We start from the raw sequence: 10,976 nt of genomic DNA on the forward strand, positions 1-10,976 counted from the left end.
ATGGAGAAACATTAGAGACAGGGGGCAAAAAGCGTCAGGCAGGATCCGCTAATCTTATGGATAAAAATGCTATGGCAGCAGAAAGTGTGACTCACTGCAAATATTCAATGTGGACATTTCTGCCGGGTTTATAGACACTTTTGTTACCCCTTTTTATCGGTGTAGATTAGTCAAAACGGGGAAAGTGCTTTTATCTGGCGGGGTTGTCACGCTGCGGTTTTTATATCTGGTTCACCAGAGTCGCCGCGTAGTGAAATAAAACCCAATATGGACAAATGGTTTCCTTGACCACTACCTGGAGCGCGCTGTTTATGGCTGAATTACAAACCGATCCTCTGCTGCCTGGCTATTCGTTCAATGCCCATCTCGTGGCGGGACTGACGCCCATTGAGGCCGACGGCTACCTCGATTTCTTTGTCGATCGCCCGCTGGGGATGAAAGGCTATATTCTCAACCTGACGGTGCGGGGAGAGGGGATTGTCAATAACAATGGCCGCCAGTTTGTCTGCCGCCCCGGCGACATCCTGCTTTTCCCGCCAGGCGAGGTGCACCACTATGGCCGTCACCCTGAGGCGCGGGAGTGGTATCACCAGTGGGTCTACTTCCGTCCGCGGGCCTACTGGCATGAGTGGCTGGCCTGGCCAACCCTTTTTGCCCAGACCGGCTATTTCCGTCCTGACGAGGTGCACCAGGCACGCTTTAGTGAGCTGTTTGCGCAGATTATCAGCGCCGGGCAGAGCAGCGGGCGCTATGGCGAACTGCTGGCGATCAACCTGCTGGAACAGGTGCTGCTGCGACGGATGGACGCGATCAACGAATCGCTGCATCCGCCGCTGGATAACCGGGTGCGTGACGCCTGCCAGTACATCAGCGATCACCTGGCGGACAACCATTTCGATATCGCCGGTGTGGCGCAGCACGTCTGTCTGTCGCCGTCGCGGCTGTCGCACCTCTTCCGCCAGCAGCTGGGGGTGAGCGTGCTCAGCTGGCGGGAGGATCAGCGCATCAGCCAGGCCAAGCTGCTGCTCAGCACGACGCGAATGCCCATAGCCAGCGTGGGGCGCAACGTCGGTTTTGAGGACCAGCTCTACTTCTCTCGCGTGTTCAAAAAATGTACCGGAGCCAGCCCGAGCGAGTTCCGCGCCGGGTGCGAATAACGTAAAGAAACGAAATGCCGCCGCCGACCTCTGATACAGACAGTAAACTAATCAGACAATTGTGAGCTTGACGAGGCGTTACCGGCTCTGGAGAATCCCTGCTTCGTCACTAAAACGGACCGCGTATGCAGGCATTTCTGGAACATTTTATTACTCAATCAGCGACCTATACGCTCATTGCGATCGCTCTTGTGGCTTTTCTGGAGTCGCTGGCGCTGGTGGGCCTGATCCTGCCCGGTACGGTGATGATGGCCGGGCTAGGGGCGCTGATCGGCAGCGGCGAGGTGAACTTTTGGTATGCCTGGCTGGCGGGCATTGTCGGCTGCCTGCTGGGAGACTGGATCTCCTTCTGGCTCGGGTGGCGTTTTAAGAAGCCGCTGCACCGCTGGTCGTTTATGAAAAAGAACAAGGCGCTGCTCGATAAGACCGAGCACGCCCTGCACCAGCACAGCATGTTTACTATCCTTGTCGGCCGCTTTGTTGGGCCAACCCGTCCGCTGGTGCCGATGGTTGCCGGGATGCTCGATCTGCCCGTCAGCAAGTTTTTGCTGCCTAACATTATCGGCTGCCTGCTCTGGCCGCCGTTCTACTTTTTACCGGGCATTCTCGCCGGGGCGGCGATCGATATTCCTGCTGATGAGCAGAGCGGGGCGTTTAAGTGGCTGCTGCTGGGTGCGGCGCTGCTGCTCTGGATTGCGGTATGGCTCTGCTGGCGACTGTGGCGCAGCGGCAGGCCCGGCAGCGATCGGCTGACAAAATACCTGCCGCGCGGGCGGCTGCTGTGGGTGGCTCCCCTGCTGCTTGGCGTGGCGGTTATCGCCTGCGTGGCGGTGGCCCGTCATCCGCTGATGCCCACCTATTTAACGATCCTGGGTAAGGTCGTCAGCGGTCACTGACGTTCAATTCCCAGCAGCGCCGAGACCGGGGCGCGACCGCTGACCAGCTCATCGGTTGCGCCGTCCCAGGCGATGCGTCCCTCGGCCACGACCAGCGCCCGGCCGGCAATGCGTGCGGCATCCTCAATGCTGTGGGAGACCATCAGCAGGGTGATGTTTTGTCGCTTGCAGACGCTCTGCACCAGGGCCAGCATCTCCTGACGCAGGGCCGGATCGAGCGCCGAAAACGGCTCATCCAGCAGCAGGATGGGCTGCTCCCGCACCAGACAGCGCGCCAGTGCCACCCGCTGCCGCTGCCCGCCAGAGAGCTGGTCCGGCAGCCGGTCGAGCAGCGTCTCAAGCCCCATCTGAGCGGCAATCTCCGCCAGTTTCTGCTGCTGAACGGCATTGAGCTTCAGGCCGGGATGCAGGCCGAGGCCGATGTTCTGCCGCACCGTCAGGTGGGTGAACAGGTTGTTTTCCTGAAACAGCATGGATACCGGACGGCGCGACGGCGGCGTAGCGGTATGCTCCCGCTCGCCAATTAAAATCGTGCCGCTCACCGGCTGGATAAAACCGGCGATGAGGTTGAGCAGCGTGCTTTTCCCCGCGCCGCTGGGTCCCAGCACGGCAATCTGCTCTCCCGCCTCGACGGCGAGAGTAAAGCGCATCGGCAGATGCTGATAGAGCCAGGTGACATCAGTGAGTTTTAGCATGGCGGCCCGGAAGTTTTTCAATAACGGTAAACAGAATAAAGCAGAGCGCCAGCAGGATCAGCGCCGTCACCGCGCCGTCCTGGCTGCGGTAGGAGCCAATCTGCTGGTAAAGATAGAAGGGGAGCGTGCGGAAGTCATCGTTGCCAAACAGCGCTACCACCCCAAAGTCGCCGATCGAGAGCACGCAGGCGAAGGCCAGCGCCTGGGCCAGCGGCCGCCGCAGCGCTCGCAGCTCTACCACTCGCAGGCGTGAAAAGCCGCGCATGCCCAACGACTCACACAGCAGGCCGTAGCGGGCGGTGATGTCCCGCATCGGGTTATCGAGCACCTTCTGGGCGTAGGGGATAGCCATTAAGGCGTTGGTAAAGATCACGATCCCATCCGCCGAAGTAGGCAGACCCACAGAGTTGTTGAGCAGCAAAAAGAAGCCGGTTGCCAGCACGATGCCGGGCATGGCGAGGATCAGCATCCCGCTCAGCTCCAGCGCCTGTCCCCGGCGCAGCTGTCCGCGCGCCCGCAGCTCGCGGCTGCTCCAGAGCAGCATCATGGTGAGGATCACACAGAGCAGACCGGCCAGCAGGGCAATGCGCAGAGAGGTCCACACCGCCTGCCACAGCACCGGCTGGGCCAGCACTTCGGGCAGGTTACGGTTTATCCCCTCGATAATCACCGCCAGCAGGGGCGGCAGGAGCAGGAGCAGCGCCAGGCCAATCAGCAGGCCATCCCCCAGCCGGGCGTGCCAGCTGTCCTGCGGATCGCGCCAGCCCTGGATTTGGCTGCTGCCCACCGGAATGGCCTTGCTCAGACGCTGGCTAAGCAGCACCAGCGCCAGGCAGCAGATCATCTGCAATAGTCCCAGCAGCGCGGCGCGGCCGGGATCGTAGTCGAAATTCAGGGCCTGGTAGATCGCCAGTTCAATGGTGGTCGCCCTGGGGCCGCCGCCCAGCGACAGCACGGTAGCGAAGCTGGCGAAGCAGAGCATAAAGATCAGCGCCGCCACCGGAGGGATCTGTCGCCGCAGCCACGGCCACTCGACGAAGCGGAAGAAGGCGAAACCACGCATCCCCAGCTGAGCGGCAAGCTGGCGCTGCTCGCCGGGGATCTGCTCCAGGGCTTGCAGCAGCAGGCGGGTCGCCATCGGCAGGTTAAAAAAGATGTGTGCCAGCAGAATGCCGCTCAGCCCGTAGGGTGAGAATCCCCACGGCAGGCCGAGCGAGTCACACAGCGACGCCAGCCAGCCCTGTCGGCCGTAGACGGTGAGGATGCCAAAGACCGCCACCAGCACCGGCAGGATCAGGGTCATCGCGCAGAGGCGGAGCAGCATCAGCCGCCCGGGAAAGCGGCGGCGATAGAGGGCGCGGGCCAGGAAAATAGCGGGCGTCACCGAGAGCAGGGCAGAGAGAAACGCCTGGCCAAAGGAGAAGGCCACCACGTGGCGCAGGTAACTGTCGTGCCACAACGCCGCGACGTCGGTGGTCGGCGCGTTGAGCCAGAGGGCAAGAAACGCTGCCAGCGCCACCGCTATCAGCAGGGTGGCAGCGGCAGCGCCGGGCAGCAGCCAGCCGGGAATTAGCGGCTGGTCGCGCGAAGCCACGTGTTAATCCACTCAGCGCGTTGGGAGAAGACCTGCTGCGGCGTGAACTCCAGGGTGGTCTTCGGCTTCGTCAGCGAGTCAAAGCCAGCGGGCAGCGTTACGTTGCTCACCGGGTACATCCAGTTGCCGGTCGGGATGGCGTTCTGGAACCCCGGGCTCACCATAAATTTGAGGAACTTTTCTGCCAGCTCGGGCTGCTTGCTGGCTGCGGTGCGGGCAGCGACCTCTACCTGCAGGTAGTGGCCTTCACTAAAGTCCGCCGCCGCGTAGTTATCCTTTTTCTCTTCGATCAGGTGATAGGCCGGGGAGGTGGTGTAGCTTAGAACCAGATCGCTCTCGCCCTTCAGGAACAGGCCGTAGGCTTCGCTCCAGCCTTTGGTGACGGTAACGGTTTTCGCCGCCAGCTTCTGCCACGCCTCAGGTGCTTTATCGCCGTAGACTTTTTGCATCCACAGCAGCAGGCCCAGCCCTGGGGTGCTGGTGCGCGGATCCTGATAGATTACCCGCCACTTCTGGTCGCTCTCTACCAGCTCTTTCAGGCTCTTCGGCGGATTCTTCAGCTTGTTCTTGTCATAGACGAAAGCGAAGTAGCCGTAGTCGAAGGGCACAAAGGTGTCGTTTTTCCAGCCGCCGGGGACGTTAACGGCGTCGGCCGCCACGCCGCTTTTGGCAAACAGTCCGGTCTGGCTGGCGGCCTCCAGCAGGTTATTGTCGAGGCCCAGCACCACGTCGGCCTTGCTGTTTTTGCCCTCCATGCGCAGACGGTTGAGCAGCGAGACGCCATCCTCCAGCGCCACCATCTTCAGCTCACAGTGACAGTCGGCTTCAAAGGCTTTTTTTACCGCAGGACCTGGCCCCCAGTCGGCGGCGAACGAGTCGTAGGTGTAGACGGTGAGAACGGGTTTATCAGAAGCCGGGGCGGCAAACACGGGGGCGGCCACGAGTAGCAGCAGCGGCAGACATTTTTTTAACACTTTGCACCTCAATAGAAAGAGAGTGGCAAAGGATTTTGAGTAGCAGCCTCAAATCCCTTCGCCGGCGTTATCCGGATCAGGTTCGACGGGTATTTTCTCAGCACACGCATCGCGCAGCACCCCGTTGAGCACGGCCTCATTGTAGTGATTATGTCAGCATTCTGAAAGCGCTAAGGATCTGGGGGCGCAAACCATGCCGATTTAAAATCAAACCAGCCGAGGGTGTTCATCCGCAGGCCGCGCATGCTGCGCTGCCCCTGGATCATCAGCCAGTGATGGATCAGCGGCACAATCGCCTTGCCCGCCAGCAACTGCTGGCACCAGGCGGCTAAGTTCATCTCGCCCGCTCGCCACTGCGTGGCATCTGCCTGCCAGTCGCGCGGAATACACTTCTGCAGCAGCGGCACCTCATAGAGGTGGGTAAAGAGTGAGAAATCCAGCGGCAGGGTAAAGTTAGCGCTGTTGAGCCAGATATCGCTCACCGCGTCGCCGCTGTGCCACTCCTCGTAGTCCACCTCCTGAATGTGCAGCGTCACCTGATGCGCCGCCAGCAGGGCGCTCATGGTCTGGGCCAGCACCCGGTGTTCGATGTGTTCCCGGTAGTAGGTCAGAGTCAGCGACTCCAGTCCGGCAGGCTTCTCGCTGCCGCCCGGCCGGGTATGATGCCAGCGCGGCAGCAGGCCGTAGGCCGGGAACCAGTAGCGCTGGTGATGCTCCTCGGCGTGAAACAGCAGGCTTGCTGGAGAGAGGATCTGGCTCACCCACTCTCGCACCTGCTGGCTGGCCCCGCGACCAGTGCGGGCATCAAACAGCAGGTAGTAGCACCCCTCTTCAAGGCGGCTCTCAACGGCTTTCTCCTCGCCACCGGGCCCCTCCAGCGTCAGGCCCGCGCTTAAATCGTCGTTGACGTCGGGCAGCACCCAGACATTCACCTCATCAATCAGCGCTCGAAAGCCAAAGTAGTCATCAAAAGCGTGGATTTTCAGCTGGTTGCTGTTATTAAGCGTGACCGCGTACGGTCCGGTGCCCACCGGCAGGCTGGCAAAGTTCTCCATGGTCGGCCACTCCTTGGGGAGGATCATCGACTGTACATGACCCAGCAGCCACGGTAGCCAGCTGTCGGGCTGGGAGAGATGAATATCCAGCGTCCAGGAGGTAGGTGAGACGATCCCGGTGATATGCGAGTAGAGCGGCAGGGCATTAACCCGTTGCAGGGAGGTGATGACGTCGCTCATCTCCAGCTCGCGGCCGTGGTGAAAGTGAATGCCGGGACGCAGATAAAAACGCCAGTGCAGCGGGGAGAGACATTTCCAGTGGTGGGCGATATCCGGCTCCAGTTCCCCGTTTTCCTCATTTATCCGCGTGAGCGCGCTGAAGATCTGGCGGGCAATGTGGGTTTCCGAGCGGCGCAGGGCCGTGCCGGGCAGCAGGTTGCGTAATGGCCGGTAGTAGAGCACGCGCAGAATATGCCGTCCCTGACGAAAGCTTCTGCCAAGGTGCGAAACCAGCATTTGTCGTACGGCGCTTTTATCGCCCACCAGCTGTACCAGCTGATCGATGCGATCCTGATCCAGCAGATCCTCTGCCCGCTGCTGCTGGAGCGCGAGGCCAGTATAGAGAAAGGAGAGGCGCGAGCGTTTGCCGCGACCGGCCTCCGCCTCCCATGTCAGCCAGCCGCGTTGCTGCATGGCGTTAAGCAGGGTACGCATATGGCGGCGGGAACAGCTTAGCTGCTCCGCCAGCTCGTTCAGCGTCGTCTCCTGAGAGGCACCGTTGCAGCACTGCCAGAGGCGGATAAACTGTTGTTGCAGACGACCAGAGGACATAAAAGGGGAACTCCCGGCAAAAAGTCAGCAATTTATTTTTCCCTATATTAAGCCAATAATCCTTGCAGATGAAAGCGGTGCCCAACTGCTTTCATCCTGTGTGACTGAGTATTGGTGCTTATCGCCACGCCAGCAGCTATGATCCTGCTGGCTTTTTTCTTTTCTCACACGCTAAAAGGATGCTTATGCTCTGGCTGATGACAATGGGAAGGCGGCTAAACGGGGTCTATGCCGCGTTTATGATCGTCGCATTTATGATGGGCATTGCCGGGGCGTTACAGGCACCGACGCTCAGCCTCTTTCTCAGCCGCGAGGTGGGGGCCGAGCCGTTCTGGGTAGGGCTGTTCTACACCGTCAACGCCATCGCCGGGATCCTCGTCAGCCTGTGGCTGGCGAAACGATCCGACAGCCAGGGCGATCGCCGCAAGCTGATCATGTTTTGCTGTGTGATGGCGGTGGGCAACGCGCTGCTGTTTGCCTTTAACCGCCACTACTTAACGCTTATCACCTGCGGCGTGCTGCTGGCTTCGCTGGCTAATACCGCCATGCCGCAGCTCTTTGCCCTTGCCCGCGAGTATGCCGACAGCTCCGCCCGTGAGGTGGTGATGTTCAGCTCCGTGATGCGCGCCCAGCTCTCGCTGGCATGGGTGATCGGTCCGCCGCTGGCCTTTATGCTGGCGCTGAACTACGGCTTTACCGCCATGTTCTCTATCGCCGCCGGGATCTTTATCATCAGCCTGGCGCTGATAGCGCTGATCCTGCCGTCGGTGGCACGGGTGGAGCAGCCAGCGGATGTGGCGGTCACGCAGATAAGCGGCTGGCGCGACGGCAACGTGCGCAAGCTGTTTGTCGCCTCCACGCTGATGTGGACCTGCAATACCATGTACATCATCGATATGCCGCTGTGGATCAGCGGGGATCTCGGCCTGCCCGATCGGCTGGCGGGGATCCTGATGGGCACCGCCGCCGGGCTGGAGATCCCGGCGATGATCCTGGCCGGCTACTACGTTAAACGCATCGGCAAGCGGCGGATGATGACCCTGGCGGTAGCGGCGGGAGTGCTGTTCTACATCGGGCTGATCTTCTTTCATAGTGAACATGCGCTGCTGCTCTTACAGCTCTTTAATGCGGTGTTTATTGGGATAGTTGCCGGGATCGGCATGCTCTGGTTTCAGGATCTGATGCCGGGACGGGCAGGATCGGCCACCACGCTGTTTACCAACAGTATCTCTACCGGAGTGATTTTAGCAGGGGTCATTCAAGGGGCGCTGGCGCAAAGCTATGGCCATGAGGTGGTTTACTGGGCTATCGCGGGGATATCACTGCTGACGCTGGGGCTGACAATGCGGGTGAAGGATGTGTAGGCCCGGCAGGCGTAATGCCGCCGGGCAATACAGCACTTATTTATACAGCTCAGCCGTCATATGCACGGTGTTGTTGACGTTGGCTTCGGTGATTTTATAGGAAGAAGCACCGGCCTGCTCTGCCTGAGCGGCGATTTTTGCTTCAGCATCATCAATAGTGGTACCGCTGGCAGTTACGCTCTGAGCAAACGCACCAAATGAGAGGGTAGAGAGGGCAACGGCGGCAACAAGCGTTTTAATCGATTTCATGGTGGTGTTCCTTAAGCTTGGTTTTGTCTGGGGTCGTTAATTAATTAACGATCGATAGACAAATGATAGGCGCGATCCATAACCCGCGTCAATACTATTTTATAACGAGCATTAATTAATTTAGGAAAGCTAAGGAATTCAATAGATAAAAAAGCGGCGGGGATCGCTCCCCGCCGCTTAGAAGGTCTCAAAACGCTAGCAAATTAGTTCATAAAGGCGGGCTGCCGCTGTTCGTAAGCAGAGATAGCCTCTTCGTGTTGCAGCGTCAGGCCAATGCTGTCCAGCCCGTTTAACATGCAGTGACGGCGGAATGCGTCGATATTGAAGCTGTAGGATTTCTCCCCGGCGACGACCTTCTGCGCCTCCAGGTCTACGACGAAGGAGATGCCGGGATTGCTCTGCACCAGGCTAAACAGCTCATCTACCTCGTCGTCGCTCAGCGTGACCGGCAGCAGCTGGTTGTTAAAGCTGTTGCCGTAGAAGATATCGGCGAAGCTCGGCGCAATAACCACTTTAAAACCGTAGTCGGTCAGGGCCCAGGGCGCATGCTCGCGCGAGGAGCCACAGCCAAAGTTCTCCCGCGCCAGCAGGATTGAAGCCCCTCTGTACTGCGGAAAGTTCAGCACGAACTCCGGGTTAGGCTGCTCGCCTTTGTCGTCGAGGAAACGCCAGTCGTTAAACAGATGTGCGCCGAAGCCGGTACGCGTCACCTTCTGTAAAAACTGCTTCGGAATGATCGCATCGGTATCAACGTTGGCGGCGTCCAAAGGGACGACCAGGCCGGTATGCTGGATAAATTTCTCTGCCATGGTGGTCTCCTTATTTGATGCTGCGAATATCGGCGAAGTGGCCGGTGACGGCGGCGGCGGCGGCCATGGCCGGGCTGACCAGGTGGGTGCGTCCTCCACGTCCCTGGCGACCTTCAAAGTTACGGTTGCTGGTTGAGGCGCAGCGCTCGCCCGGATTCAGACGATCGTTGTTCATCGCCAGGCACATAGAGCAGCCCGGCAAGCGCCACTCAAAGCCCGCCTCGATAAAGATCTGGTCCAGGCCTTCCGCTTCCGCCTGGGCTTTCACCGGGCCTGAGCCAGGCACGACCAGCGCCTGAACGCCTGGTGCAACCTTGCGCCCTTTGGCGATCTCTGCCGCCGCGCGCAGGTCTTCAATGCGCGAGTTGGTACAGGAACCAATAAACACCTTGTCGATGTTCACCTCGGTCAGCGGAATGCCCGGCTTCAGGCCCATATAGGCCAGCGCCTTCTCCGCGCTGGCACGTTCAACCGGATCGGCAAACGAAGCCGGATCGGGAATGTTTTCGCCGACGGCGATAACCTGACCTGGGTTAGTTCCCCAGGTGATCTGCGGGGCGATCTCTGCCGCCTGCAACGTGACCACGGTGTCAAAGGTTGCGCCTTCGTCAGTTTTCAGCGTCTTCCAGTAGGCCACCGCTTCATCGAAATCGTTGCCCTTCGGCGCGTGCAGACGGCCTCGCACATAGTTAAAGGTGGTCTCGTCAGGGGCGACAATACCCGCTTTGGCACCCATCTCGATGGCCATGTTGCACAGGGTCATCCGACCCTCCATGCTCAGTGCCTGAATAGCTTCGCCGCAGAACTCGACCACGTGGCCGGTACCGCCCGCACTGCCTGTCTTACCGATGATCGCCAGCACGATATCTTTTGCTGTGATACCCGGTGCGGCCTGGCCCTGAACTTCAATTTTCATGGTTTTGGCGCGGCCCTGCTTCAGGGTCTGGGTCGCCAATACGTGCTCAACTTCCGAGGTGCCGATCCCGAAGGCCAGTGCGCCGAAGGCACCGTGGGTGGCGGTATGGGAGTCGCCGCAGACGATGGTCATCCCCGGCAGGGTAATGCCTTGCTCCGGCCCCATCACGTGGACGATGCCCTGGTAGGGGTGATTCAGATCGTACAGCTCTACGCCAAACTCATTGCAGTTCTTGATCAGCTCCTGCATCTGAATGCGCGCCATCTCGCCTGAGGCGTTGATATCTTTCGTCTGGGTAGAGACATTGTGATCCATGGTGGCGAAGGTTTTACCCGGCTGGCGCACCGGGCGATGATGCGCGCGCAGGCCATCAAACGCCTGCGGAGAGGTCACCTCATGCACCAGATGCCTGTCGATATAGAGCAGCGGGGTTTCGTTTGGCGCTTCATAGACCACGTGGGCGTCAAACAACTTCTCATACAAACTCTTAGCCATG

General features: G+C 59.7%; 10 protein-coding genes and 1 riboswitch. Of the genes, 3 read left to right on the forward strand and 7 right to left on the reverse strand.

Annotated elements, in window-relative coordinates; genetic code table 11:
• Positions 1 to 311: 311 nt before the first annotated feature.
• Both araC and NR795_RS18810 read left to right on the forward strand, forming a co-directional pair.
• Positions 312 to 1,157 carry an arabinose operon transcriptional regulator AraC gene (araC, locus tag NR795_RS18805; RefSeq protein WP_144817624.1) on the forward strand — a complete coding sequence of 282 codons (846 nt, stop codon included), beginning with the start codon at positions 312 to 314 and terminating at the stop codon, positions 1,155 to 1,157.
• Between the two features lie 125 nt (positions 1,158 to 1,282).
• Entirely contained in the window at positions 1,283 to 2,053 is a 771-nt protein-coding gene (locus NR795_RS18810) for a DedA family protein (RefSeq protein ID WP_257759026.1), read from the forward strand.
• Here the strand turns inward: NR795_RS18810 and thiQ are convergent.
• From thiQ to sgrR, 4 genes are all read right to left on the reverse strand, one after another.
• Positions 2,047 to 2,748: a thiamine ABC transporter ATP-binding protein ThiQ gene (thiQ, locus tag NR795_RS18815; protein ID WP_257759027.1), complete on the reverse strand. Its 702-nt coding sequence runs from the start codon at positions 2,746 to 2,748 to the stop codon at positions 2,047 to 2,049. The two genes, NR795_RS18810 and thiQ, sit on opposite strands and share 7 nt — an antisense overlap.
• Positions 2,732 to 4,342 carry a thiamine/thiamine pyrophosphate ABC transporter permease ThiP gene (thiP, locus tag NR795_RS18820; RefSeq protein WP_257759028.1) on the reverse strand — a complete coding sequence of 537 codons (1,611 nt, stop codon included), beginning with the start codon at positions 4,340 to 4,342 and terminating at the stop codon, positions 2,732 to 2,734. Before thiP ends, thiQ begins: the two co-directional genes overlap by 17 nt.
• Positions 4,318 to 5,316 (reverse strand): thiamine ABC transporter substrate binding subunit, encoded by a 999-nt coding sequence (gene thiB / locus NR795_RS18825; protein ID WP_257759029.1) that lies wholly within the window; start codon positions 5,314 to 5,316, stop codon positions 4,318 to 4,320. The genes thiP and thiB overlap by 25 nt, the downstream gene beginning before the upstream one ends.
• A gap of 35 nt (positions 5,317 to 5,351) precedes the next feature.
• A riboswitch (TPP riboswitch) is annotated at positions 5,352 to 5,450 on the reverse strand.
• 36 nt (positions 5,451 to 5,486) lie between these two features.
• Entirely contained in the window at positions 5,487 to 7,142 is a 1,656-nt protein-coding gene (gene sgrR / locus NR795_RS18830; RefSeq protein ID WP_257759030.1) for an HTH-type transcriptional regulator SgrR, read from the reverse strand.
• 185 nt (positions 7,143 to 7,327) lie between these two features.
• Between sgrR and NR795_RS18835 the strand changes: the two genes are divergently transcribed.
• The gene (locus NR795_RS18835; RefSeq protein ID WP_257759031.1) at positions 7,328 to 8,506 is read left to right on the forward strand and encodes a sugar efflux transporter; all 1,179 of its coding nucleotides are present in this window, start codon (positions 7,328 to 7,330) and stop codon (positions 8,504 to 8,506) included.
• A 36-nt stretch (positions 8,507 to 8,542) separates the two neighbouring features.
• Here the strand turns inward: NR795_RS18835 and NR795_RS18840 are convergent, their stop codons facing one another.
• The 3 genes from NR795_RS18840 to leuC form a co-directional block, all read right to left on the reverse strand.
• Positions 8,543 to 8,755 carry a YdgH/BhsA/McbA-like domain containing protein gene (locus NR795_RS18840; RefSeq protein ID WP_103820729.1) on the reverse strand — a complete coding sequence of 71 codons (213 nt, stop codon included), beginning with the start codon at positions 8,753 to 8,755 and terminating at the stop codon, positions 8,543 to 8,545.
• A 203-nt stretch (positions 8,756 to 8,958) separates the two neighbouring features.
• Positions 8,959 to 9,564, reverse strand: coding sequence for a 3-isopropylmalate dehydratase small subunit (leuD, locus tag NR795_RS18845; protein WP_144817632.1), 606 nt, complete (start codon positions 9,562 to 9,564; stop codon positions 8,959 to 8,961).
• Positions 9,565 to 9,574: 10 nt separating this feature from the next.
• Positions 9,575 to 10,975 carry a 3-isopropylmalate dehydratase large subunit gene (gene leuC, locus NR795_RS18850; RefSeq protein ID WP_257759032.1) on the reverse strand — a complete coding sequence of 467 codons (1,401 nt, stop codon included), beginning with the start codon at positions 10,973 to 10,975 and terminating at the stop codon, positions 9,575 to 9,577.
• Position 10,976 lies beyond the last annotated feature (1 nt).

This window comes from Pseudescherichia sp. L3 (genome assembly GCF_024656065.1).
GTDB lineage: Bacteria > Pseudomonadota > Gammaproteobacteria > Enterobacterales > Enterobacteriaceae > Pseudescherichia.

What these genes read in the sequence shown, in the direction of transcription:
- araC (WP_144817624.1), top strand. Translation starts at nt 312, where the DNA reads ATGGCTGAATTACAAACCGATCCTCTGCTGCCTGGCTATTCGTTCAAT.
- sgrR (WP_257759030.1), bottom strand. Translation starts at nt 7,142, where the DNA reads ATGTCCTCTGGTCGTCTGCAACAACAGTTTATCCGCCTCTGGCAGTGC.
- NR795_RS18835 (WP_257759031.1), top strand. Translation starts at nt 7,328, where the DNA reads ATGCTCTGGCTGATGACAATGGGAAGGCGGCTAAACGGGGTCTATGCC.
- leuC (WP_257759032.1), bottom strand. Translation starts at nt 10,975, where the DNA reads ATGGCTAAGAGTTTGTATGAGAAGTTGTTTGACGCCCACGTGGTCTAT.
- leuD (WP_144817632.1), bottom strand. Translation starts at nt 9,564, where the DNA reads ATGGCAGAGAAATTTATCCAGCATACCGGCCTGGTCGTCCCTTTGGAC.
- thiQ (WP_257759027.1), bottom strand. Translation starts at nt 2,748, where the DNA reads ATGCTAAAACTCACTGATGTCACCTGGCTCTATCAGCATCTGCCGATG.
- NR795_RS18840 (WP_103820729.1), bottom strand. Translation starts at nt 8,755, where the DNA reads ATGAAATCGATTAAAACGCTTGTTGCCGCCGTTGCCCTCTCTACCCTC.
- NR795_RS18810 (WP_257759026.1), top strand. Translation starts at nt 1,283, where the DNA reads ATGCAGGCATTTCTGGAACATTTTATTACTCAATCAGCGACCTATACG.